This window comes from Krasilnikovia sp. MM14-A1259 (assembly GCF_047159535.1).
Taxonomy (GTDB): Bacteria; Actinomycetota; Actinomycetes; order Mycobacteriales; family Micromonosporaceae; genus Actinoplanes.
On the sequence record NZ_BAAGAJ010000002.1, the window covers coordinates 4,551,207 to 4,575,430 of the forward strand.

21 protein-coding genes and 1 pseudogene are annotated in these 24,224 nt (G+C 72.1%); 6 read left to right on the forward strand and 16 right to left on the reverse strand.

Going from position 1 to position 24,224, the window contains the following annotated elements; genetic code table 11:
- Window positions 1-26 precede the first annotated feature (26 nt).
- From ACMCNK_RS20640 to ACMCNK_RS20655, 4 genes are all read right to left on the reverse strand, one after another.
- Complete coding sequence (locus tag ACMCNK_RS20640) at window positions 27-602, reverse strand: RNA 2'-phosphotransferase (RefSeq protein WP_412738031.1); 576 nt, start codon at window positions 600-602, stop codon at window positions 27-29.
- Window positions 599-1,375 (reverse strand): class I SAM-dependent methyltransferase, encoded by a 777-nt coding sequence (locus ACMCNK_RS20645; RefSeq protein WP_412738032.1) that lies wholly within the window; start codon window positions 1,373-1,375, stop codon window positions 599-601. Before ACMCNK_RS20645 ends, ACMCNK_RS20640 begins: the two co-directional genes overlap by 4 nt.
- Before the next feature lie 136 nt (window positions 1,376-1,511).
- The gene (locus ACMCNK_RS20650) at window positions 1,512-1,721 is read right to left on the reverse strand and encodes a BldC family transcriptional regulator (RefSeq protein ID WP_014687221.1); all 210 of its coding nucleotides are present in this window, start codon (window positions 1,719-1,721) and stop codon (window positions 1,512-1,514) included.
- Window positions 1,722-2,023: 302 nt separating this feature from the next.
- Window positions 2,024-2,863 carry a hypothetical protein gene (locus ACMCNK_RS20655; RefSeq protein WP_412738033.1) on the reverse strand — a complete coding sequence of 280 codons (840 nt, stop codon included), beginning with the start codon at window positions 2,861-2,863 and terminating at the stop codon, window positions 2,024-2,026.
- 148 nt (window positions 2,864-3,011) lie between these two features.
- On the opposite strand from ACMCNK_RS20655, the gene ACMCNK_RS20660 reads away from it, so the two are divergent.
- Both ACMCNK_RS20660 and ACMCNK_RS20665 read left to right on the forward strand, forming a co-directional pair.
- Window positions 3,012-4,091 carry a Glu/Leu/Phe/Val family dehydrogenase gene (locus tag ACMCNK_RS20660; protein ID WP_412738034.1) on the forward strand — a complete coding sequence of 360 codons (1,080 nt, stop codon included), beginning with the start codon at window positions 3,012-3,014 and terminating at the stop codon, window positions 4,089-4,091.
- Window positions 4,092-4,271: 180 nt separating this feature from the next.
- Window positions 4,272-4,484 (forward strand): DUF3073 domain-containing protein, encoded by a 213-nt coding sequence (locus tag ACMCNK_RS20665; protein WP_412738035.1) that lies wholly within the window; start codon window positions 4,272-4,274, stop codon window positions 4,482-4,484.
- Window positions 4,485-4,618: 134 nt separating this feature from the next.
- On the opposite strand, the gene amcA is transcribed toward ACMCNK_RS20665, so the two are convergent.
- From amcA to ACMCNK_RS20690, 5 genes are all read right to left on the reverse strand, one after another.
- Complete coding sequence (amcA, locus tag ACMCNK_RS20670; protein WP_412738036.1) at window positions 4,619-4,846, reverse strand: multiple cyclophane-containing RiPP AmcA; 228 nt, start codon at window positions 4,844-4,846, stop codon at window positions 4,619-4,621.
- Window positions 4,812-5,918 carry a cyclophane-forming radical SAM peptide maturase AmcB gene (amcB, locus tag ACMCNK_RS20675; RefSeq protein WP_412738037.1) on the reverse strand — a complete coding sequence of 369 codons (1,107 nt, stop codon included), beginning with the start codon at window positions 5,916-5,918 and terminating at the stop codon, window positions 4,812-4,814. Before amcB ends, amcA begins: the two co-directional genes overlap by 35 nt.
- Window positions 5,919-6,130: 212 nt before the next feature.
- Window positions 6,131-7,273 (reverse strand): phosphoribosylformylglycinamidine cyclo-ligase, encoded by a 1,143-nt coding sequence (gene purM, locus ACMCNK_RS20680; protein WP_412738038.1) that lies wholly within the window; start codon window positions 7,271-7,273, stop codon window positions 6,131-6,133.
- Window positions 7,274-7,358: 85 nt separating this feature from the next.
- A complete protein-coding gene (gene purF, locus ACMCNK_RS20685) occupies window positions 7,359-8,966 on the reverse strand; it encodes an amidophosphoribosyltransferase (RefSeq protein ID WP_412738039.1) in 1,608 nt (535 codons plus the stop codon).
- A gap of 165 nt (window positions 8,967-9,131) precedes the next feature.
- The gene (locus tag ACMCNK_RS20690) at window positions 9,132-9,416 is read right to left on the reverse strand and encodes a sterol carrier family protein (RefSeq protein WP_412740933.1); all 285 of its coding nucleotides are present in this window, start codon (window positions 9,414-9,416) and stop codon (window positions 9,132-9,134) included.
- A gap of 238 nt (window positions 9,417-9,654) precedes the next feature.
- Between ACMCNK_RS20690 and ACMCNK_RS20695 the strand changes: the two genes are divergently transcribed.
- The gene (locus tag ACMCNK_RS20695) at window positions 9,655-11,721 is read left to right on the forward strand and encodes a carboxypeptidase-like regulatory domain-containing protein (protein ID WP_412738040.1); all 2,067 of its coding nucleotides are present in this window, start codon (window positions 9,655-9,657) and stop codon (window positions 11,719-11,721) included.
- A gap of 147 nt (window positions 11,722-11,868) precedes the next feature.
- Here ACMCNK_RS20695 and purL read toward each other — a convergent pair whose 3' ends face one another.
- The 6 genes and pseudogenes from purL to ACMCNK_RS20725 form a co-directional block, all read right to left on the reverse strand.
- A complete protein-coding gene (purL, locus tag ACMCNK_RS20700) occupies window positions 11,869-14,643 on the reverse strand; it encodes a phosphoribosylformylglycinamidine synthase subunit PurL (RefSeq protein ID WP_412738041.1) in 2,775 nt (924 codons plus the stop codon).
- 191 nt (window positions 14,644-14,834) lie between these two features.
- Window positions 14,835-15,500: pseudogene (purQ, locus tag ACMCNK_RS20705) on the reverse strand (phosphoribosylformylglycinamidine synthase subunit PurQ); the annotation flags it as partial.
- Window positions 15,497-15,751, reverse strand: a complete 255-nt coding sequence (purS, locus tag ACMCNK_RS20710) for a phosphoribosylformylglycinamidine synthase subunit PurS (RefSeq protein ID WP_130509738.1) — start codon at window positions 15,749-15,751, stop codon at window positions 15,497-15,499. The pseudogene purQ and the gene purS, both read right to left, overlap by 4 nt.
- Before the next feature lie 208 nt (window positions 15,752-15,959).
- Entirely contained in the window at window positions 15,960-17,381 is a 1,422-nt protein-coding gene (gene purB / locus ACMCNK_RS20715) for an adenylosuccinate lyase (RefSeq protein WP_412738042.1), read from the reverse strand.
- Entirely contained in the window at window positions 17,378-18,688 is a 1,311-nt protein-coding gene (locus ACMCNK_RS20720; protein ID WP_412738043.1) for an MFS transporter, read from the reverse strand. The genes purB and ACMCNK_RS20720 overlap by 4 nt, the downstream gene beginning before the upstream one ends.
- Window positions 18,685-19,296, reverse strand: a complete 612-nt coding sequence (locus tag ACMCNK_RS20725) for a helix-turn-helix domain-containing protein (protein WP_412738044.1) — start codon at window positions 19,294-19,296, stop codon at window positions 18,685-18,687. The genes ACMCNK_RS20720 and ACMCNK_RS20725 overlap by 4 nt, the downstream gene beginning before the upstream one ends.
- A 129-nt stretch (window positions 19,297-19,425) precedes the next feature.
- Between ACMCNK_RS20725 and ACMCNK_RS20730 the strand changes: the two genes are divergently transcribed.
- Window positions 19,426-19,875 (forward strand): SCP2 sterol-binding domain-containing protein, encoded by a 450-nt coding sequence (locus ACMCNK_RS20730; RefSeq protein WP_412738045.1) that lies wholly within the window; start codon window positions 19,426-19,428, stop codon window positions 19,873-19,875.
- Window positions 19,876-19,902: 27 nt separating this feature from the next.
- Here ACMCNK_RS20730 and purD read toward each other — a convergent pair whose 3' ends face one another.
- On the reverse strand, window positions 19,903-21,144 hold the full coding sequence (gene purD, locus ACMCNK_RS20735) for a phosphoribosylamine--glycine ligase (RefSeq protein ID WP_412738046.1): 1,242 nt from the start codon (window positions 21,142-21,144) through the stop codon (window positions 19,903-19,905).
- Between the two features lie 158 nt (window positions 21,145-21,302).
- Between purD and ACMCNK_RS20740 the strand changes: the two genes are divergently transcribed.
- Window positions 21,303-22,595 (forward strand): adenylosuccinate synthase, encoded by a 1,293-nt coding sequence (locus ACMCNK_RS20740; RefSeq protein WP_412738047.1) that lies wholly within the window; start codon window positions 21,303-21,305, stop codon window positions 22,593-22,595.
- A gap of 4 nt (window positions 22,596-22,599) precedes the next feature.
- Entirely contained in the window at window positions 22,600-23,679 is a 1,080-nt protein-coding gene (locus ACMCNK_RS20745) for a hypothetical protein (RefSeq protein ID WP_412738048.1), read from the forward strand.
- The last annotated feature ends 545 nt before the right edge of the window (window positions 23,680-24,224 follow it).

Here is a 24,224-nt window from a genome sequence, read left to right on the forward strand (position 1 = left end):
AGCGGGGGCGGTGCCGGTCGGACCGGCTAGGTGGCGAGTTCCGTGAACCGGTCGCCGGCGAGGTAGCCGGACGGGACGACCGCGGTGAGCCAGACCCCGTTGTCCGTACGGTGGAAGACGTGCCCGGCGGCCGCCATCTCGGCCGCGGCCACGCGCAGCACCGCGACGTCCGCGGCGCGACGCCGGCCGACGGCCACCGCGGTCGGCACGTCCGGCGACAGGTGTACGTGGTGCCGGCTCCCGGCCCGCAGCCCGTCGCGCCGGATCGACGGCAGGTTCGTCGCCGGGGTGCCGTGGTACAGCGTGACCGGGGGCTCGGCCGGGGGCAGGTCCAGATCGACCGCGACCCGGCGGGAGTGGCCCTGCCGGGCGCGGATGCGGTCCACCCCGTCGGGCCCTTTCTCGATCACGAAGCGCTGCTTGTCGTTCCCGGAGACGACGACGTCCAGTACGGCCCGGTCGATGCCGAGCGCGACGAGCAGCGGGGCGACCGGCGTCCAGCCGTTGTGGTCGAGGGTGAGCCCGGCCTGTTCGGGGCGGTGCCGCAGCAGCATCGAGATGCGCCGGCTCACGCGAACCTGCTCGCGGGTGAGTGGGGTCATCCGGTCAGCTCCATGACGGCAAGGTAGTACGGCCGGTCGGTGTCGTCGATCGATATCAGCCGCCAGCCCGTGCCGGCCAGCAGCGTTTCCAGCTCGTCGACGGAGCAGACCAGATAGTCGAACCAGTCGGTGGCCAGCAGCCGGTACCGCAGCCGCAGGCGCAGCTGGCCGCCGAGCCGCCCGCACGCCCGGTTGCGCCGGTGGTACGCCACCTGCACCGGATCGGTCGTGCCGTACGGGTCGGTGCCCTGGGCGACGATCCGGGCGCCGGGCCGGGCCAGAGCCGCCAGCGCGGCGAGGAACGCGGGCGCCCGTTCGCGGCTCTCGAGCAGCCCCAGATTGTTGCCGAGCAGCAGGAACGTGTCGTAGCGGGCAGGGGCTCGGGCGTACTCGTCGACCGTGCACCGCACCGTGTCGCGCAGGCCGCGCCGCCGGGCGACCTCGATGGCCCCGGCGGAGACGTCCAGCCCGGTGACCGGCGTGCCCCGGCGTTGCAGCTCGATCGCGATGCGTCCGGCCCCGGCCCCGATGTCGAGCACCGCGCCACGAACCAGGCGCAGCGCGCGGTGGTCGTGCGGCTGCCACTGGTCGGGTCCGCCGAGGTACTGGTCGGCGGGGGCGCCGTTGATCAGGCCGTCGTCGCGTTCGATGATCTCGATGACCGGCCGCGGCAGGCGGCCACCCGCGAGGGGGCGCGGCCCCTTGCCGGTCTGCACCGCGTACGCGTCGCGGAGCAACTCGCCGATCACGTCACCGATGGGTGGCTGGTCCATTGTCACCACTCTTGGCGCCTGGCGCCGCCGGAGCAACTTGCCACCCGGGAGCGGATCTGATCCCGGACACGAAGAAGGGGCGATCGCCTACCCCAGCGCTCGCCCCTTGCTCCGGTCCCTTGGTCGACTGGTTGCGTCAGTCGCCCTGTCGCTGCGTGGGAATCTGCCCCTGCAGCAGTGCGCGAACCTCCGACTCCCGGTAGCGACGGTGCCCGCCCAGCGTGCGGATTGCGCTGAGCTTGCCGGCCTTCGCCCACCGGGTGACGGTCTTCGGGTCGACGCGGAACATCGACGCCACCTCGGCTGGGGTCAACAGCGGCTCAGGATCGTGCGTACGCGATGCCATCGGTTACTCCTCCACAGGTACCTAAAGACATCGGCCGGGGTCCCGCCGGCCGGTGCGTCTCTCATGGTCCGGCTAGTCCCCGATGTCCGACATGGGCCGAACGGCCGAACGTCCCTAGATAGACGGTTGAAGCATGACCGATTTATCCCTGTTTTCTACGCCAGAAAGTGTCCCGTTTGGACCGAAAATCACGCTTCGAGGGGCGGCGATTACGAAGAGTGTTCGTCTTGGGAGCGCTCTCTCACGCCTCGATCATGCCCGTTCGTCCGATTTCACCACGTCAGAGTGATAACGGTGATCGATCAGTTGCAGCGTTCCAGCAACTGCACGCCCCGCCACCGCGCGACCAACTTCTCGTACGCCTCCGTGGCCGCCTCGGCGTCACCCCGCGACAGCGCCGACAGGCCCGCCGCCACCAGCCCGGGCGAGTCGTCCTCGGCCAGGATCTCGTCCGGCAGCAGATTCACGAGGCCGCCGTAGTCGAGCTCGACGATCGAACGCGGATGGAACTCCTCCAGCCACCGCGCCCCCTCCTCGACCGCCTCGGTGATCGGGGCCTCGCCCAGTGCCTTGCGGAGCACCGAAACCCCGCGATGGGCGCGGCGGCGCGCCTTGCTGATCTCGGTCCGGTACCGCAGCGTCCGACGGCGCCCGCCCAGGGCGATCTCCCGCTCCTCCAGATCCACGAACGCGAACCAGCGCAACGGCACGCCCCACGTCGCGATCTGCTCGTGCACCCTCGGCACACCCCGCTCCAGCACCTTCGCGCCGTTGCGCCAGTCCTCCACGATCGCCTTGGCCTGCCCGGCCAGCACCGGCGGCACGAACGCATCCGCCAGCACGCTGGGCACCCCGCTGCGCGCGTTCAAGGCGGCCTCGGCCACCCGTAGCCGCAGGTTCCACGGGCACACCAGCAGCGTGTCCTCCCACTCCAGGACATACGCCTCGTCGGGCAGATCAGGCAGCCGGGTCCAGCCCGCGCCCAGCGCCTCCAGGACCGCGGTGCGCTGCCGGACCGGCCCTTCCACCGGCCCCAACGCACGCCCCTCGTTGGCGTACCGGCGCCAGAAAACCTGCCGGTCGCGGTCGAAGGCGGTCAGCGGCTCGTAAACCCGCAGGTACGACGCGAACAGTGACGGCACGGCGCGAGTCTTTCACGAAATCGGCCCCAGCTGACTTCCCGCGCGGGGGCAATCCGAAGGTCGATTTCCCGATTAGGCTCGCGGTGTCGGCACACCCCGCCGATCAGGGCCTCACGAGGGCCCTCACCAAGAATCAGGAGAGCAAGCGATGGGCGTGTTCATCAACGACGGCAGCGACGCCGACGGGCACGAACAAGTCGTGTTCTGCCAGGACCGGCACACCGGCCTGCGGGCGATCATCAGCATCTATTCCACCGCCCTCGGGCCCGCGTTGGGAGGCACCCGCTTCTACCCGTACGCGACCGAGGAGGAGGCCGTCACCGACGCGCTGCGCCTGTCGCGCGGAATGGCCTACAAGAACGCCCTCGCAGGCTTGGACCTCGGCGGCGGCAAGGCCGTGATCTGGGGCGACCCGGGCGAGCTCAAGAGCGAGGCGCTGCTGCGGGCGTACGGCCGGTTCGTCGACTCGCTGCGCGGCCGCTACTACACCGCCTGCGACGTCGGCACGTACGTCGCGGACATGGACGTCATCGCCCGCGAAACCCGCTACGTCACGGGCCGCAGCGTCGAGCACGGCGGCGCCGGGGACTCCTCCATCCTGACCGCGTGGGGTGTCTTCCAGGGCATGCGTGCCGCCGCCGAGCACCTGTGGGGCAGCCCCACCCTGGCCGGGCGCCGCGTCGGCGTCGCGGGTCTGGGCAAGGTCGGCCGGTACCTGGTCGCGCATCTGATCGACGACGGCGCGTCGGTCGTCGCCACGGACGTCAACGAGACCGCGCTGAAGTGGGCGCGCACGACGTACCCGCAGATCGATCTGGTGGCCGACACCGATGCCCTGATCAGCGGCGACATCGACGTGTACGCCCCGTGCGCCCTGGGCGGCGCGCTGGACGACGACACCGTCCCGCGCCTGCGTGCCAAGGTGGTCACCGGCGCGGCGAACAACCAGCTCGCTCACCCCGGCATCGAGAAGCTGCTGGCCGAGCGCGGTGTGCTCTACACCCCCGACTACGTGGTGAACGCGGGCGGGGTCATCCAGGTGGCCGACGAGATCGAGGGATTCAATTTCGAGCGCGCGAAGCTGCGTGCCACCAAGATCTTCGACACCACCCGGCAGATCCTGCGCCTCGCCGACGACGAGGGTGTGCCGCCGGCGGTCGCCGCCGACCGGCTCGCCGAGCGGCGCATGGCTGAGGTCGGCCGGCTGCGCACCATCTACCTCGGCTGACCCGCCCTTGACACCGTCGCGCGTCCGGTCCCCGACAGGCCGCGACGCGCGACGGTGTCACACAGAACCCGAGGTGCCGAAGGCGGCATCGTCCATGTACCGTAAGAGCCACGAGAGATGCCTGACGTCATCGGGGCCCGCCTTCGGGCTGCCCCGAATTCTGTGCGAGGGGGTCGAGCCATGGGGCGCGGCCGTGCTAAGGCCAAGCAGACGAAGGTGGCCCGGGAGTTGAAGTACCACTCCCCGAACACCGACCTCACCGCCTTGCAGCGCGAACTGGCGGGTGCTGGTAAGTCCGATCATCATTTCGACGACGACACGGACGAGTTCGTCGACGACGATGACGACGACCCGGACGACGACCAGGACTCCTGGTCGTCATCGCGGCGCTGACCTTCGTACTGCGCAGAGCACGCGGCATTCCGCGTGCTCCTGTGTGTCGCGGGCCGAGGCGGATCGGCGTTTTCGGTAAGGGACAAGATGCCCACGCGGGGTGACCCGCGTGGGCTCGCCTTGCTGTCGGCGTGTCAGCGGGGGCGGTTGTTCCAGTTGTAGAACGTCGGGATGTTCTCGAAGTGGTTCCACGCGCAGACCGCGGAACCCTCCTGCGTCCCGGTTTCCGCCCGCTGCCGCCGTGCGTCCTCCGCCTCCTGCAGCAGTGCTGCCAGCCCGGCCCGGGTGTCGCGCACCCGTGCCGTCACGGGATCCGTCTCCCCGCGGTCAGAAAGCGGCCGTGGGCTCGTGATCTCGTGCATGGTCCAGCACTCCCTCGAGTAGGCGAATCTTGCTGTTGCGGCAATGGTCCGTCGTCGTGCCGTCGAAACGTCCGTGCTCGAAGTAGCGGTTCGCCGCGTGCGCGCCACCGCAGAACCCGAAGTACGGGCAGGTGGCCCGGCACGCCTCGACCCCGTCGAGGAACTCCGCGATCCACGGCGTGCGTGTCGCGTCCGCGATGATCTGCGCCAGCGGTGTGGTGAGCACATTGCCGCTGGTGAAGTCGCCGTAGTGGGGGTCGGAGAAGCCGGCCAGCTCGGGCGAGAGCAGCACCACCGAGCCGTCGTGGGCGACCGTGGGGATCGGGTCGAGCCGGCGCGGCAGCACGTCGTCCGCGGTGCCGTCGAGCACCGACGCCACGTAGCGCAGCGACCACTCGATCTCGCGTACGTGGATCCGGGGGTCGCGGCGCCACGCCGCCACCAGCTCGGCCCAGAACGCGGTCACGCCCGCAGCGGGATGCCGGTTGGCCCGGGTGTTGACGCCCTCCAGCTCCTCGACGTTGATGCCGAGCACGTCGCAGCCCAGATCGAGGAAGTACGCGTACAGCTCGGCGGCCAGGCCGGGCTCGGGGCGCCCCACCACGCACAGCGCGGAGAACGGGATGCCGTGCCGGCGCAACGCCTCGATGCCCGCGACGATCCGGTCGTACGCGGGACGGCCGCCCCGGTTGACCCGGTCACCGTTGCGGTCGCGGGGCCCGTCCACGCTGACGCTGACCCGCACGCCGTACGCGGCGAAGAACTCGCACCACGCGTCGTCGATCAGGGTGGCGTTGGTCTGGACGTGATGTTCCACGGACGGCCCGAACGGCGCGAGCAACCCGGCAAGATGATCGCGGCCGGTGGCCAGCGGTTCCCCGCCGTGCCACACCACCGAGAACCGCCCCGCACGCGCCCACGGCTCGACCGCGGCGGCGACCGCCTCGGCCACCGCGACGGACATCCGCCGGTCCTCGGCACGGAACGGCAGATAACAGTAGGAACAGTCAAGATTGCAGAGCGTGGTGGGTTGCATGACGACGTAGGTGGGCACGGTCGAAATGCCGCGCATGCCGTTGAAGGGGCCCCCGTGTCGAGGCCGCGAAACGGCCACCCGTCCACCTCCGTCCGCCAACGTCGTCGACTCAGGTCAGGCTATGTGCCGCCGTCCACCCGAGTGGGCCCACCCCTCCGCTTGCTCAGACACTTCGATACCGGACACGACGATCCGCGCGCATCGACGAGCGACACGCGCGGATCATTGCACACTTACCACGCAGGAACTCACCCGCGCGTGTGCTGGCCGACCATCTGCACCTGGCCCGTACCCTCGACGACCTCGCCGACCTGCCACGCCTCGACGCCGCGGCCGGTCAGGTACGCCATCGCCCGGTCCGCGTCCTCCGCGGAGACGATCGTGAACATGCCCACGCCCATGTTGAACGTGGCCTCCATCTCCGCGTCGTCGATGCGGCCCTTGGCCTGGATCAGGTCGAAGATCGACTGCGGGCGCCAGGTCGCGCGGTCCACGACCGCGTCGACGTGGTCCGGCAGGATGCGGACCAGGTTGCCCGGGATGCCACCGCCGGTGACGTGGGCAAACGCCCGCACGTCCGTCTCCTCGATGAGGCCCAGGCAGTCCTTGGCGTAAATCTTGGTGGGGGTCAGCAGTTCCTCGCCCAGGGTCCGCTGGCCGCCGAAGTCGTCGACCACGGTGTCCAGCCGCATGCGGCCCGCGCCCAGCAGCACGTGCCGGACCAGCGAGTAGCCGTTGGAGTGCAGGCCGGAGGAGCGCATCGCGATCACCGCGTCGCCGACCTCGACCTTCTCCCGGCCGAGGATCTCGCTCTCCTCCACGACGCCGACGCCGGTCGCGGAGACGTCGTACTCGTCCGGGCGCATGACGCCGGGGTGCTCGGCGGTCTCGCCGCCCAGCAGGGCGCAGCCCGCGTACCGGCAGCCGTCGGCGATGCCGGCGCCGATCTCGGCGACCCGGTCCGGCACGACCTCGCCGCAGGCGATGTAGTCGAGCAGGAACAGCGGCTCGGCGCCGCACGCCACCAGATCGTCGACGACCATGGCGACCAGGTCGATACCGATCGTGTCGTGGATGTCGAGCTGCTGGGCGATGACCAGCTTCGTGCCGACGCCGTCGGTCGAGGAGGCGAGGATGGGGCTGCGGTACTTGCCCGCGTTCAGCCGGAACAGGCCCGCGAAGCCGCCCAGGTCGCCCATCACCTCCGGCCGGGTGGTCTTTTTGACCTTGGTCTTGAGCAGCTCGACCGCGCGGTCGCCGGCGTGGATCGAGACCCCGGCGTCCGCGTACGTGACCGTCCGCTTACGTTGCGCGCGGCCCCCGCCCGCCGTCCAGGGCTGGCGGTCGGCGCCATCGGCTCCGGCACTGCTGCGCTCGGACACGTGCGTCACGGTTTCTCCCCTTTGTGCGCATGGTGCGCGGTTGCTTGCCGGTGCTGCCGGTGTTAGACGTCGGTGTACTGCGGTGGGTTCCCGGTCAGGGACGGTTCAACGCGTCCCCGCCACCGGGACTGGCGACGAGGGGTGTCCCCCGATTCTCGTCGCTGTGCTCGGCATTCTCATACTCGGCCTCCAGCTCCGCCACCGCGGCGGTCGCCGCCTCCGGCGTCGCCGAGGGCATCGAGGCACGACGGCCCACGCCCTCGAGCAGGTGCTTGCCGATCAGATCCCCGGCCGGCAACTCGATCGGATACTGACCATCGAAGCAGGCCATGCAGAGCCGCGTCTTCGGCTGCTCGGTTGCCGCGACCAGGCCGTCCAGGGAAACGTAACCCAGCGTGTCCGCGCCGATCGAACGGCGGATCCCGTCGGTCTCCAGGCCGTTGGCGATCAGCTCGGCGCGGGTGGCGAAGTCGATGCCGTAGAAGCAGGGCCACTGCACCGGCGGCGAGGAAATGCGTACGTGCACCTCCACCGCACCGGCCTCGCGCAGCATCCGGACCAGGGCGCGCTGGGTGTTGCCCCGCACGATCGAATCGTCGACCACCACGAGGCGCTTGCCCCGGACCACCTCGCGCAGCGGGTTGAGCTTGAGCCGGATGCCGAGCTGGCGGATGGTCTGCGACGGCTGGATGAAGGTACGGCCGACGTACGCGTTCTTGGTCAGCCCCGCGCTGTACGGGATCCCGGACGCCTCGGCGTACCCTATCGCCGCCGGAGTCCCCGATTCCGGCACCGGGATCACCAGGTCGGCCTCGACCGGGTGCTCCTTGGCCAGCCGGCGGCCGACCTCCACCCGGGCCGAGTACATGTTGCGCCCGGCGATGGTGGTGTCCGGGCGGGCCAGGTAGACGTACTCGAAGAGGCAGCCCTTCGGCTCCGGGGCGGCGAACCGGCTGGAGCGCAGGCCGTGCTCGTCGACCGCGATCATCTCGCCGGGCTCGACCTCACGCACGAAGCTCGCGCCGACGATGTCGAGCGCGGCGGTCTCGCTGGCGATCACCCAGCCCCGTTCCATCCGGCCGAGGACCAGCGGGCGGACGCCCTGGGCGTCGCGGGCCGCGTACAGAGTGCTCTCGTCCATGAAGACGAAGCTGAACGCGCCCCGCAGCGTCGGCAGCACCTCCAGCGCCGCGGCCTCGACCGACAGGTCGGGCCGGGCGGCCAGCAGCGTGGTGACCAGAGCGGTGTCGGAGGTGGCCAGGCGGTCGCCCTCCAGGCCGCGCTCGGCGACCTCGCGGGCCAGCTCCGCGGTGTTGACCAGGTTGCCGTTGTGAGCCAGCGCGATGGTCGTGCCCGCGGTGGTGGCACGGATCGTCGGCTGGGCGTTCTCCCAGTTCGAGCCGCCGGTGGTCGAGTACCGCGTGTGGCCGATCGCGAGGTGCCCCCGCAGGCTGGCCAGGGTGGGCTCGTCGAAGACCTGGGAGACCAGGCCGAGGTCCTTGTAGACCACGACGCCGGAGCCGTCGCTCACCGCGATGCCCGCTGCTTCCTGGCCGCGATGCTGCAGGGCGAATAGCCCGAAATAGGTGAGTTTGGCGACCTCTTCCTCAGGCGCCCAGACCCCGAAGACGCCGCAGGCATCCCGGGGACCGTGCTCCTGTGGGTCGAGATCGTCGGTCAACCGGCCGTCGCCTCGGGGCACCTGCTCGCTCCCTCACGTGGTCTGCTCGACTCGCGGGTCAGTTCCGACCGACCAGTGTACGCGAGCCGGACGGACGCCACCCGGCCTCAGTCACCACGACCAGCGGCGGGCCCAGCCCCGGCGACGCCGGGCGGTCACCCGCCGCCACCTGCCCGGACGGCAAGCTCAGTCGTCGTCGATCATGGGCAGGAAGGCGGAAATGTCCGTACGGATGCCGCTCGCGCGGACCCGCCCCGCAGCCACCGCCTCGGCCCAGCCCAGCCGGCCCGCCGCCAGCAGCGCCCAGGTCACCGGATCGGTTTCGACCACATTGGGCGGTGTGCCGCGGGTATGCCGCGGACCTTCGACACATTGAATCGCACCGAACGGTGGAACCCGCACCTCCACCGAACGGCCGGGTGCGCGACGCGCAAGGTCCGTCAGGGTCTGCCGGACCGCGTCACGCAGCATCGTTCGGTCGGGTTGAACGCCGCGATCCAGCGCGTCCAACACGGCCGCTAGGGACTCGGATTTATTGTGCGCACGGGACACGTCGGGACGATACGACCCGGCCTACGAATATTGCTCGGCGGCCCTGGGTCGCGCAGAGGACGTATAACAAGGCATAGTGACCGACGGTGTGTACTCGTCGCGGGATCTACCGGGCAACCTCAGTAGCCGGAGACCGTGCGACCGGAAGGCGGTGGACGTGACAACGCACCTACGTGCCCGGGCTGTCCAGGCCGGTGCGTTCCTGGCACTGACCGGTGGGATCCTGGCGATCGCACCGGCGGCGGCCCAGGCCGCTCCACCGACGGTCGCGATCGACAGCATGTCCTCCACGGACCTGCCGCCAGGCGGCCGCACGACGGTGACGTACACGATCACCAACACCAACGGTGCGACGCCCGGCGGCGACAACTCCGTCCGCGTCTCGGTGAGTGGGATGAACTGCAGCGGCGACTGCAGCCCGGTCGTCCAGATCGCCCCCGGTGAGAGCAAGCAGTTCACCGCGCAGCTGACCGCGCCGCCGGTCGACGCGGGCCAGACCAAGACGGTCCAGGTCCAGATCGCCGCGGCGCTCGGCGCGGAGACCGGCAACGCGTCCCAGACCGTCACGGTCCGAGGCGCGGACAAGCCGAAGGCCGTACGGCAGATCACCGGCAAGGTCAAGGACGGCGACGGCAAGGTCCTGGCCGGCGCGACCGTGGGCCTGCAGGACAGCGCCGGACACCGGTACAGCACCACGAGCAACAACGACGGCGGCTACCAGTTCACCTCGTCGGACCAGCAGCCCATCGCGGCCGGCGCGATCATCGTCGGTGCCGCGAAGTCGGGCTTCAAGACCGTCACGGTCAACGTGCAGGGTGAGGCCGACCGGGCCATCTTCGTACCGATGACCCTCGCCGCGCTAAACAGCACGCCGACCCCCACGCCGTCGGCGTCCGTCACGGCCACCACGCAGCCGTCCACGGACTCCGCGGTCCAGGCGCCGGACGACCAGACTGACGACGCCCCCGCCGCTGCCCCGCAGCAGACTCAGGCCGCCAAGGAAGAAAGCAGCGGCTCCGGCTCGATGCTGTTCATCGTCCTCGGTGGACTGCTTGTCGCCGCCGGGGTGGGCGCGATCGTGCTCGTGCTGATGCGGCGCAAGGGCGGCGACGACTCCGACGCTCCGGCCGCCGCGAGCGCCACGACGCCCGCGGGCGGTGCGAACCGGTACGCGGTCGGGGACGCCACCCGGGTGTCCGCACCCCCGGCCGCCCGCGCCGGCGAGGCCACGATGGTCACGGCATCGCCGTCCCTCGCGGACGCGCCGACGATGATGCATCAGCCGGTCGAGGACGAGTTCCCCGATCCGTACGGCGCTCCGGCCGTGCCCCAGGGCAACTTCGCCGGTCCGGGCGGCTGGGGGACCGCGCCCGCCGCGGCCGGCGCCGCGGGGGCGTACGGCGCGCCCGCCGCTGCTGCAGCCGCCGGGTACGGGGCTGCCGCCGGGTACGGCGGTGGTGGTGGGCAGTACGGCAGTGCGGCCGTTCCCGCCCAGCCGGGCGGCTACGACGACTACGGCTACCCGGCCGCCCCCGAGCAGGGCGACGCGTACGCCGGGTACGGCCCGGCCGACGGGTACGGCGCCGCAGCGGCGGCACCGCGCTACGACGAGCCGACCGGCATGTACCGCCCGCAGCCCGGGGGCGGTGGCTACGACCAGGGCGCCGGGTATGACCAGGGCTACGGCGACCAGGGCGGCTATCCGGCTGAGCCCGGCTACCCGGCCGCGGGTCGGGCTCGGCCCGGCGCCGGTGGCGGTGGCGGTTACCGGCCCGGTGACTACCCGCCCGCACCCGGCGGCGGACGCGGCCCGAACCGCGGTGACCAGGGTGGCTACGGCGCCTGGCCGGGCGCGGCCGATGGCGGGTACGCCCCGGACGCGGGTGGCTACGGCCCCGCAGCGGGCGGCGGCTACGGCCCGGCGGCCGGCGGCTACGGCCCCGGCGGCGGATACCCGGCCGGTCCGGGATACGGCCAGCAACCGCCCGGGAACGCCTACCCCGACCAGGGCGGCGCCGGATACGCCGACCAGGGCGGCTACGACGCCCGCGCCGTGTACGGCCGCCCCGGCGGCGGCTATGGCGGCGCGCCCGATCAGGGCCGCGGCGGTGACCAGGGGCGTGGTGGACGCGGCGATGACCAGGGCGGCTACTACCCCGGCGAACAGCAGGGTGGCCGTCCCGGCCCGCAGCCGCCACAGCAGCAGCAGTGGCGTAACGACTGATCAGACACTGAAGAAGGCCGGCTCCGTCCCACGGAGCCGGCCTTCTTCGTCGTTCGCTGACCGTGGTCGCCCGGGGCGGTACCGGCACGAAAACGCGCCACGGTGACCGGATGGGTCGCCGTGGCGCGGTTCACGCGGCGAAGCGGATCAGCCCTGCTCGTTGCTGTCGTCCGACTCGTTGTCGCCCGGCTGCTGCGACGCCGCCGACTCCGTCGGTGCCGCATCCGCGGGGGACGTGGCGTCGGCGGTGGCGGATGCCGGGTCGTCGCCGACCGGCTGCTGCTCGGGGGTGGCAGCGGCCGGCGTGTCACCAGTGACTGCCGCGTCAGTGGCGGCAGCCGACGTCGGCGCGGTCGGCAGCGGTGCGGTCGGCGGCGTGGTCGTCGGCTCGACGGCCTTCGCCGGGCCCGGCACCACCGGCGCGGCAGCCAGCGCCTCGTCCCCTCCGGCCGCGGCGGCTTCCGCCGCCTGGCGGGCGGTCAGCCCGGCGGCACCGCCGAACAGGCGGGGCATCGTCTCCGAGTACGCGGTCCGCAGCTCGTCCAGCCCGATGCTGAACTGGCCGTGCAGCTCCAGCTCCGGCTCCGCCGAGGTCACACCGACCGGCGTGCACGTGACGTGATGCTCCGCGGCCAGCGCGACGAACGCCATGTCGTGCCCCCGCGGCACCGCGACCAGGGCCCGGCCCGCCGACTCGCTGAACAGGTGGACGAACGGCGTCACGTCCTCACCCTGCACCGGCAACGTGATGCGGGCGCCCACGTTGCGGCGCAGGCAGGACTCCACGAGCGCCTGGGCGAGACCACCGTCGGAGAGGTCATGCGCGGCGTTGACGTGGCCCCGCTCGGACGCGGCGGCCAGCAGCGCGCCGAGCCGCTGCTCCTGGACGAGGTCCACCTTGGGCGGCCGGCCGCCCAGGTGACCGTGGGTGACCCACGCCCACTCGGAACCGGACAGCTCGCACGCCGTCTCCCCGAGCAGGAACAGCAGGTCGCCGTCCGGGCCGGGGGGCGGCTGGAAGCCCATCGGGACCCGCCGGGCGACATCGTCGAGGACGCCGAGCACACCCACCACCGGAGTGGGGTGGATCGCCGCAGCGCCGGTCTGGTTGTAGAAGCTGACGTTGCCGCCCGTGACCGGGATGCCGAGTTGCTGGCAGCCGTCGGCGAGGCCGCGGACCGCCTCGGCGAACTGCCACATGACGGCCGGGTCCTCGGGCGAGCCGAAGTTCAGGCAGTCCGTGACCGCGATCGGCGCGGCACCGGTGACGGCCACGTTGCGGTACGCCTCGGCCAGCGCCAGCTTCGCCCCCTCGTACGGGTCGAGGCGGGCGAACCGGCCGTTGCCGTCCACGGACAGCGCGACGCCGAGCCCGGTCTGCTCGTCGAGGCGCAGCACCCCGGCGTCCTCCGGCTGGGCGAGCACGGTGTTGCCGAGCACGTACCGGTCGTACTGCTCGGTGACCCAGGTCTTGTCGCACAGGTTCGGTGACGCGACCATCCGCAGCACGGTCTCGCGCAGCTCGTCCGGGGTGGACGGACGCGGCAGCGTCTCGGCGCGGTCGGCCTGCAGCAGGATCAGGTCGGCGGGCTCACGGATCGGGCGGGCGTACACCGGGCCGTCGTCGGCCAGCGAGCCGGGCGGCACGTCGACGACGACGTGGTCGTTCCAGCTGATGACGAGGCGGCCGGGCAGACCGGGGGTCTCACTCGGGGTGACCTCGCCGATCGCGGTGGCCCACACGCCCCACTTCTCGGCCGTCTGCAGCACCGGGTCGAGCATTTCGGGCGCGACGATGAGCAGCATGCGTTCCTGCGACTCGCTGGCCAGGATCTCAGTCGGCGACATCGACGGCTCGCGCAGCGGCACCCGCTCCAGGTAGATCCGCATGCCGGTGCCCGCGGCCGCGGCGGTCTCGGTCAGGGCGCAGGTCAGACCCGCACCGCCGAGGTCCTGGATGCCGACGATGAGGCCGGCGTCGTACATCTCCAGGCAGCTCTCGATGAGCAGCTTCTCCATGAACGGGTCGCCGACCTGCACGGACGGGCGGCGCTGCTCCGCGCCCTCGTCGAACGTGGCCGAGGCGAGCACGGAGACGCCGCCGATACCGTCGCGGCCGGTACGCGCACCGAGCAGCACGACAACGTTGCCAACGCCCGCGGCTTCCTTCTTCTGCAACCGCTCTACCGGCAGCACGCCGATGCTCAGCGCGTTGACCAGCGGGTTGCCCTGGTAGCACGGGTCGAAGACGACCTCGCCGCCGATGTTGGGCAGGCCCAGGCAGTTGCCGTACCCGCCGATGCCGGCGACGACGCCGGGCAGCACGCGGGCGGTGTCGGGGTGGTCGGCCGCACCGAAGCGCAGCGGGTCCATTACCGCGATCGGGCGGGCGCCCATCGCGAGGATGTCGCGCACGATGCCGCCGACGCCGGTCGCCGCGCCCTGGTACGGCTCGACGAAGCTGGGGTGGTTGTGCGACTCCACCTTGAACGTGACCGCGAGGTCGTCGGAGATCTGCACGACGCCCGCGTTCTCGCCGATGCCGGCGAGCATCCGGGTGTTCTGCGGCGCCTTCTCCCCGAACTGGCGCAGGTGCACCTTGCTCGACTTGTACGAGCAGTGCTCGCTCCACATGATCGAGTACATGGCCAGCTCGGACGCGGTGGGGCGGCGGCCGAGGATCTGGCGGATCCGCTCGTACTCGTCGTCCTTGAGGCCGAGGTCCGCGTGCGGCTGCAGCTCCTCGGGCGTGGCGACGGCGCGCTGCACCGTGTCGGGGCCGTCGTCGAACTGGCTGACCAGCACGTCCGTGGCGGCGAACCCGGACGGCTTGGCGGGCGCCCCCGACGCGGCCGGCGGCTGATTGGGCACCCCGCGCGGCGTGGCCGCGCCGCTGGTCGCGGTGTCGGGCTGCGTGGTCATTGCTGTGCTCCCTGTCCCCCTGCGAGCTGCGCGCCGTGTTCCCCCGCGAGATGTCCTCCCGCGACCTGCGCGCCCTGTCCCCCTGCCACCTGCATGCCCGGTCCCCCCAGGACCTGCGTGCCGGCTCCCCCGGTGAACTGTGCGCCGACGAGATCGCCGACGCGCGCCGCCGCGCCGTGACCGCCCCCGGCGAGGTGCCGCAGGACGGAGGTGAAGAAGCCCAGGCCGTCGAGCGAGGGGCCGGTCAGCGCCTCCACCGCATGCTCCGGGTGCGGCATGATGCCGACCACGTTGCCGGCCGCGTTGGTGATCGCGGCGATGTCGCGCTGCGAGCCGTTCGGGTTGCCGCGCAGGTAGCGGGCGACGACCCGGCCCTCGGCCTCCAGCTCGTCGAGGGTGCGCCGGTCTGCGGCGAAGCAGCCCTCGCCGTTCTTCACCGGGATCAGGATCTCCTGGCCGGGCGCGTACGCGTTGGTCCACGCCGTCGCGGTCGCCTCCACGCGCAGCCACTGGTCGCGGTTACGGAAGTGCAGGTGCTGGTTGCGGGTGAGCGCGCCGGGCAGCAGGTGCGCCTCGCACAGGATCTGGAAGCCGTTGCAGATGCCGAGCACGGGCAGGCCGCCCCGGGCGGCGTCCGCGATGGTCTCCATGACCGGGGCGAACCGGGCGATGGCGCCGCAGCGCAGGGCGTCACCGTACGAAAAGCCGCCGGGCAGGACCACGCCGTCGACCCCGTGCAGGTCCGGGTCGCCGTGCCACAGACGAACCACCTCGGCGCCGGCGATCCGCGCCGCCCGCGCTGCGTCGCCGTCGTCGAGCGAGCCGGGGAACGTGACCACACCGATCCGCATGGTCACGCGCCCTCGGCAACCGTGTCGTCGAGGCGGATCGAGAAGTCCTCGATCACCGGGTTGGCGAGCAGCTTGTCGGCGATTTCGCGGGCCCGGTCGAGGTCGGGCTCACCGGCGAACTCGATCTCGATGCGCCGGCCGATGCGGACGGACGAGACATCGGAGATCCCGAGCCTGGGCAGCGCGTTGGCGACCGCCTGGCCCTGCGGATCAAGGATCTCCGGCTTGAGCATGACGTCGACGACGACGCGGGACACGGGCACTCCTGACTGTAGGTGCGCAGCGGGTGCCCCGGGAACGGGGCGAGCGGCCAAAGCCTACCCTGTGACCTTCCTGCGCGGCGTATCGGTCGGTGTCGGCAGGCCGACGATCACACATGCTGAACAGGTAACTTCGGCGGGCGTCTCCACCCCTTCACCGAGCGTGACCGGCGCGCCGAATCGGTCGAACCGTATCGATGGCCTCTTACAGGATCGGGGCGGGCGCGTAACCGGCCGCGCCCGGGTGCGCCGCGACGATCTCCGCGACCCGGTCGGCGATGATCTGGACCTGGGCCGGGGCCGCGCCGACGAACGCCGCCCGGTCGGCGACCAGCGCGTCGATCTCGGCGCGCGACAGCCCGAGGCGGCCGTCGGCGGCGAGCCGGTCGAACAGGTCGTTGTCCGCGGCGCCCTTCTCCCGCATGGCGAGCGCCACGGCCACCGCGTGTTCCTTGATGACCTCGTGGGCCACCTCCCGGCCCACGCCCCTGCGGACCGCCGCCACCAGGATCTTCGTGGTGGCCAGGAACGGCAGGAAGCGGTCCAGCTCACGGGCGATCACCGCCGGGTACGCGCCGAACTCGTCGAGCACCGTGAGGAACGTCTGGAACAGCCCGTCGGTGGCGAAGAACGCGTCCGGCAGCGCGACGCGGCGTACCACGGAGCAGGAGACGTCGCCCTCGTTCCACTGGTCCCCGGCCAGTTCGCCGACCATCGAGAGGTAGCCGCGCACGATCACGGCGAGGCCGTTGACCCGTTCCGACGAGCGGGTGTTCATCTTGTGCGGCATCGCCGACGAGCCGACCTGGCCCGGTTTGAAGCCCTCGGTGACCAGCTCCTGGCCGACCATCAGCCGGATCGTGGTGGCCAGCGACGACGGCGCGGCGACCACCTGGGCGAGCGCGGACACCACGTCGAAGTCCAGCGACCGCGGGTAGACCTGCCCGACGCTGGTCAGTACGCGCCGGAATCCGAGGTGGCCGGCGACCCGCTGCTCCAGCTCGGCCAGCTTCGTGGCGTCGCCGTCGAGCAGGTCGAGCTGGTCGGCGGCGGTGCCCACCGGGCCCTTGAGGCCGCGCAGCGGGTACCGCTCGATCAGGTCGGCCACCCGCTCGTACGCGATGAGCAGCTCCTCGGCCGCGCTCGCGAACCGCTTGCCCAGCGTGGTGGCCTGGGCCGCGACGTTGTGCGAACGCCCGGTCATCACCAGGTCGGAGTGCTCGACCGCCCGCGCGGCCAGCCGCGCCAGCGTGGCGACGATCCGGTCGCGGACGAGCTCCAGCGACGCGCGGATCTGGAGCTGCTCGACGTTCTCGGTGAGGTCGCGCGAGGTCATCCCCTTGTGGATGTGCTCGTGCCCGGCGAGCGCGCTGAACTCCTCGATACGCGCCTTCACGTCGTGCCGGGTGACCCGCTCCCGCTCCGCGATGCTTGCCAGGTCGACGTCGTCGACGACCGCCTCGTACGCCTCCACCACCCCGTCGGGCACGGCGACGCCGAGGTCGCGCTGCGCGCGCAGCACGGCGAGCCAGAGCCGGCGCTCCATCCGGATCTTCTCCTCCGGCGACCACAGGGCGACGAGGTCGGCGGAGGCGTAGCGGGCGGCGAGGACGTTCGGTACGGTCACGCCCGCGATTCTTCCATGGGCGCCGCCGCCCGCTCCGGGAGCCGATGCTCCAGGTGACGGACGTCCCGGCTGCTCAGCATGCCGAGCACAGCGACGCCGATGAGCACGACCGCGCCGATCAGGGTGGGCCGTACGCCGACCGCCAGCGCGACCGGCCCGGCAACCACCTGGCCGACCGGGATCGCCACGAACGAGCCCACCATGTCGTACGAGTAGACCCGGGCGAGTTTGTCCTCGGGGATGTGCTCCTGCATCGTGGTCTCCCACGCGATCCCGAACTGCTCGACCGCCAGACCGGCGACGAACGTGGCGGCGACCATCGTGGCAAGGTGCGGGGACACGCCGAGCGTGAGCACGGGCAGCACCACGAACCCGGTGCACGCGGTGCCGAACAGCAGCAGCCGGCGGAACCGGACCCGCATGGCGACCAGCGCACCGAGGATCATGCCCGCGGTCTCGGCGGCCAGCACGAGCCCCCAGGCGCGGCGCCCGACCGTGGCGTCCGCGACGACCGGGCCGAGCACCATCATCGCGCCGCTGAGGGACGCGTTCACCACGCAGAACCCGGCGACCACGACCCACAGCCAGGTGCGGGACACGAACTCGGTCCAGCCCGTACGCAGCTCCTCGACGATGCCGCTGCGGGCGGGTGTCGCCGCGACCGGCTCGCCCGCGACGGGTTCCGCCCCGGCGGGCGGTTCGGCGACGGCCGGGGGCCGGGTTGCGGGCAGCCGCAGCAGGGCGTAGCAGAGCGCGGCCGCCAGGAACGTCACCGCGTCGACCGCGATGCCCCAGCCGGGCCCGATGCCCGCGACGACCATCCCGCCCAACGGCGCCCCGAGGATCGCGGCGCCGTTGAGGAACAGCCGGTTGAGCGCGTTGGCCTGCTGGCGCACGTCGGCCGGGACGATCTGGGGCAGGACCGCCGCCGAGGCGGGCATCATGAGCGCGGCGACCGCGCCGTTGACCGCGGACAGCGCGACCAGGCTGGACACGGTGGCCGCGTGGGTGAGCACGAGCGTGGCGACCGCGGCCTGAGTGGCGGCGGCGGCCAGGCTCGCGCCGACCATCAGCAGGTGCTTGGGGAGCCGGTCCGCGAGCGCCCCGCCGAACAGCAGGAACGCGACGTTGACCGCGGTACGGACGCCGACGACGAGGCCGAGGTCGCCGGCCGAGCCGGTGAGGTCGAGGACGGCGAACGCGAGCGCGATCGGCGCGAACGCGTTGCCCAGCGCGCTGATCGTGCGCCCGAGCAGCAGCAGGCGCAGCCGGGGCAGCCGGAGCGGGGCCAGCGTCCCGCGGATCATGCGGGCTGGTCCGGGTCGATGGGGGCCATCTCGAACATGGCGACCGTGGTGCTGGTCCGCACGGTCCCCGGGGTGCGCGGCGGCTGGGCGGCGTCGTGCAGGTCGCGGGCGGCCTGGGCGATCCGGTCCCGGATGTCACGCCAGAGTTCGGGGTCGACCCAGACCTCCGCGTCGGCCATCAGGTTCGTGCCGCCCGCCGGGAAGTGCGCCTGGGCGCTGCGGCGGATCAGCTCGTTGGCGAGCGCGGGGTAGATGGCGCGGTCGGCGGCGGTCCGCCCGCGGGCCCGCTGGGCTTCGAGGTCGTGGGCGGTGTCGTACCGGTACCGCTTGGCGATGCCGCCGCGGATGCGTTCCTCGCCGGCGGGCACGATCATCCCGGCGGCGAGCAGCGTACGCAGGTGGTAGCTGGCGTTGGCGTGGGTCAGGGCGAGCTCACGGGCGACCTCCGCGGCGGTCAGCGGAGCGCCGGTGAGCAGCGACATGATCTGCAGCCGGACCGGATGTGCCGTGGCCCGCAGGGCGGTCCGGCGGTCGGCGGCCGCGTCGTCTGCGCCGGCCGGTGGCGTGCCGCGCGGGGGGCGGTCGCGCGATCCTTCTCCCAAAGACATGTTGGGCAGTTTAGGGTACGGCCGGGCCGACTGTCCAACAGATCTTTGGGGGTGGCAGACTGCGAACCGAAGGCAACCTCGCTAAGGTTACTCGCGAGTAGGTCCGGCGTTCACAGCGAAAGGTCCACGATGACTGATTTCAGTTCCGAGTCGCTCGCCTCGATCGGCCCGAAGGAGTTCGCGCAGCTCGTCAAGTCCACCCCGGACGCGAAGATCGCCGAGGTCATGGCGTCCGGCGACCGCGGCAAGATCCTCGACGAGGTGTTCGACCGGATGCCCGGGCTGTTCCGCGCGGACAAGGCGGGCAACACCCAGGCCGTCATCCACTGGAGCATCACGGGCGGCGCCGCGGGCGACGACACGTACGAGACCGTGATCGAGAACGGCGCCTGCACCGTCACCAAGGAGCCGGCCCGCGATCCGAAGCTGTCCATGACCATGGACCCGGTGACGTTCCTGAAGGTCGTCTCGGGCGACGGCAACCCGATGATGATGTTCATGACCGGCAAGATCAAGGCGAAGGGCGACCTCGGCCTCGCGGCCCAGGTCGCCAAGCTGTTCGACCTGCCGAAGGGCTGAACCCGGCCCGGCCGGACCCCAGCCCGGTCAGGGCACGGTGATCTTTCCCTGGGCGGCTCGCAGCGCGATGTCCGTGCGATGGTGCGAGCCGTCCAGGGTGATCCCGTCGACCAGGGCGTACGCGGCAGCGCGCGCGCCCGCCAGATCGGCGCCGGTGGCGGTCACACTGAGCACCCGCCCGCCCGCCGACACCAGCGCCCCGTCCGCGCGCCGCGCCGTGCCCGCGTGGATCACCCCGGCCCGGTCCGCACCCTCGATGACGTCCCCGGTACGCGGCGTCCCCGGGTAGTTGTGACTCGCCACCACCACTGTCACCGCCGCACCCGGACGCCAGCGCAGCGGCGGATGCGCGGCCAGCTCGCCCGTGGCGGCCGCGTGCAGCAGCCCCGCTAGCGGCGTCTCCAGTAGCGCCAGCACCACCTGGGTCTCCGGGTCGCCGAACCGCGCGTTGAACTCGATCACCCGCGGCCCGGCCGGCGTCAGCGCCAGCCCCACGTACAGCAGCCCGGCGAACGGCGTGCCCCGCTCGCGCATCCGCGCCAGCGTCGGGTGCACCGTCTCGGCCATCACCCGGTCCACCAGGTCGGCGGGCGCCCACGGCAGCGGCGCGTACGCGCCCATCCCGCCCGTGTTCGGCCCCGCGTCGCCGTCGCCGACCCGCTTGAAGTCCTGCGCCGGCATCAGCGGCACCGCCGCGGTCCCGTCGGTCACCACGAACAGCGACACCTCGGGCCCGGACAGGTACTCCTCGATCACCACCCGGCCGCAGTCGCGGGCATGCGCCTCGGCCGCCGCGCGGTCGTCGGTCACCACGACGCCCTTGCCCGCGGCCAGCCCGTCGTTCTTCACCACGTACGGCGCGCCGAACTCGTCCAGCGCGCGGGCGACCTCCTCGGGCGTGACGCACGCGTACGCGCGGGCGGTCGGCACCCCGGCGGCCGTCATCACGTCCTTGGCGAACGCCTTCGACCCCTCCAGCTGGGCGGCGGCCCCGGAGGGCCCGAAGCAGGCGATGCCCTTCTCCCGTACGGCGTCCGCGACGCCCGCCACCAGCGGGGTCTCGGGACCGACCACGACCAGGTCGGCGCCCACCTCGACGGCGAGCGCGGCCACCGCGGCCGGGTCGGTGGCGGTCACGTCACGCAGCTCGGCGAGCCCGGCGATGCCCGGGTTGCCGGGGGCGGCCACGAGCTGGACGGCGGGGTCAGCGGTGAGCCCGAGCGCGAGCGCGTGCTCGCGCCCCCCGGACCCGATCAGAAGTACGCGCACGTTCGCCGATCCTACTTCCGCGCTCCGTTCCGAGGTCAGCACGGTGACCCTTGATCACCAGGTGGGCGCGGGGGACATGGGTGCGCGACAGATTCGCGTAAACTTCGGCAGTACCCGGGCCTCTCCGCGTACGTGTTCGACGGAAGGCGTGGAACGAAGTGCCTGTGATCGTGTTGGTCGGCGCCCAGTGGGGCGACGAGGGCAAGGGCAAGGCAACCGACCTGCTGGGCGACCGCCTCGACTACGTCGTCAAGTTCAACGGCGGCAACAACGCCGGCCACACCGTGGTCATCGACGGCGAGAAGTACGCGCTGCACCTGCTGCCCAGCGGCATCCTCACCCCCGGCGTCACCCCGGTGATCGGCAACGGCGTGGTGGTCGACCTGTCCGTGCTGTTCCAGGAGATCGACGCGCTGCAGGCCCGCGGCATCGACACGTCACGGCTGCGAATCAGCGCGAACGCGCACGTCATCGCGTCGTACAACCGGTCGCTGGACAAGGTCACCGAGCGGTTCCTGGGCGCCCGCCGGATCGGCACGACCGGCCGCGGCATCGGCCCGACGTACGCGGACAAGATGAACCGCCTCGGCGTGCGCATCCAGGACCTGTTCGACGAGTCGATCCTGCGGCAGAAGGTCGAGGCCGCGCTCGGCTTCAAGAACCAGGTCCTCTCCAAGATCTACAACCGCAGCGCGATCAAGCCCGACGAGGTCATCGCGGATCTGTTGTCGTACGTCGACCGGCTGCGCCCGTTCGTGGCCGACACCGCGCTGGAGCTGAGCCAGGCCATCGACGCCGGCAAGGTGGTGCTGTGCGAGGCCGGGCAGGCGACGCTGCTCGACGTGGACCACGGCACGTACCCGTTCGTGACCAGCTCGAACGCCACCGCCGGCGGCGCCTGCACCGGCGCCGGCATCCCGCCCACGAAGATCGACCGGGTGGTTGCGGTGCTCAAGGCGTTCACCAGCCGGGTCGGTGAGGGGCCGTTCCCGACGGAGCTGCACGACAAATTCGGTGACCACCTGCGTGACGTCGGCCACGAGTACGGCACCACCACGGGCCGTCCGCGCCGTATCGGCTGGCTGGACCTGGTGATGGCCCGGTACGCCCAGCGGATCAACGGGGTCACCGACTTCGTGCTGACCAAGTTGGACAATTACGACGAGCTGGACGAGATCCCGGTGTGCGTGGCGTACGAGGTGAACGGCGTACGGCACGACGAGATGCCGGTCAGCCAGTCCGACTTCCACCACGCCGTGCCGATCTACGAGACCCTGCCCGGCTGGAAGCAGGACATCTCGGGCTGCCGGAATTTCGAGGACCTGCCGAAGGACGCGCAGCGCTTCGTCGAGTACGTCGAGCAGCGCATCGGCGCCCGCATCTCCGTGGTGGGCGTCGGCCCCGGCCGCGAGGCCGCCATCGAACGGCACTCCATGCTGGGCGAGGACTGACCCGGTGTACGACGTCGTGGTGCTCAGCCTCGCCGAGGGCAGCGGCGGCTGCGGCTCGTCCTGCGGCGGCTGCGCCGAACCCGGCAACGCCACCGCTCCCGCCGGCGACGGCAGCGACCGGCAGGCCCACACCGGCAGCGCATGCCGCGCGGATCACGCCGACGGCGCCTGTGGGGAAGCGTGCTCCTCCTCCGGGGGCAAACGCGCCGACCAGGGGATATGCGCGCCGCGCACGCCCGTACTGGCCTGCGCGGACGCGTTGCGGGAGGCGGGCGCCCGGGTCGAAACGGTCACCGCCGCGTCCGACGCGGAGATCGACGAGGTGATCGCCCGCTTCGACGCGGAGCCGCGTACGGATGGATTGTCCTGGCCAGACGCGGACAGCAAGCTGCGGCTGGTGGTCGCGACCGCGACGGACGGGCAGCTGCGCGCGGTGCTGCGCCGGCTCGTCCGGCGCTATGCGCCGCCACCCAGCCGCCGGCCCGCCGAACTGACCGACGGCCGCACCGTGCCGAACCTGCCACCCGTGGCCATCCTCCCGCTGGACCGGGCGAGCACGACTGACCTGGCGGCGCAGCTCGGCCTGCCCCGGGAGCCGGCCGCGGTCGCCGCGGCCGCGCTCGGCAGCACGGTGCGCCGCCTCGACCTGCTGCGCAACGACGGCGGCTCGGTCACCCTGGACGGCGCGCTGATCGGCGGCTCCGACGGCGACGGCCGGGCGGTGCCGTGGCGCGGCCGCGTCGAGGTCGACGACGCGGTACTCACCGACGGTGACGACCCGGTTCTCGCCTGTGCCATAGGCAACGGCACCGGCTACGCCGAGGTCGACGGCCTGCCGCTGCTCACCGGCGCCGACCCCACAGACGGGCGGCTCGAGGTCGCGGTGGCCGTGCCGGTCACGGTCAAACGCCGATTCCGGACGACCCGGGTACGCGTGGAGGTGCGCCGCGCCCGCGGCCGGGCCGTCAGCGTCCTTCCCCGCGACGGTGAGCTGCCGTTTCTCGACGACGGCGTGGACGGCACGATGACCCGCAAGCGCTCGTGGTGGACCGAGCCCGGAGCCTGGGCGGTGTACGCAAGCTGACCGGCTGTGCAACTCTGGGTACGAACTGAGGTACGAAAAAGCGGAGGTAGCACCCGTGGAGGACGAGAACGCTGAGCGCGTCTACGTCCCGGGCTCGAATTCCACGCCCCCAGCCCGGGACGTGGAACCGTTCTGGCCGGCCGAGGAGCTCAACGCTCCCGTGCACGGCGGCAAGCCCGTTCCGCACTCGGCGCCGCCCGCGGTGCCGGTGTCCGGCAGTCGCCCGCCGGCGGAGCCGGGGGTCTACCGGCCCGCGGACCGGGCCGGTACGCACGTCTCGGCCAGCGCGGCGGTCCCCGGGACCGCTCACGTCACGCCGACTCGCCCGGTCTCGGGGACGGCACCGGTTTCCGGCGCCGGCCGGTCGGCCACTCCCGGTGGGCCGATCGGCGGACCGGTCACGGACGCGTCCACGCAGGCGGAGTCGCCGTGGGCGCAGCCGCCGCACCGTCAGCCCACCGCCGACCAGGCCCAGCCGACCCGCCGTCCGCCCGCCGCGGACCAGGCCCAGGCGCCGCACCGTCAGCCCGCCGCCGACCAGGCTC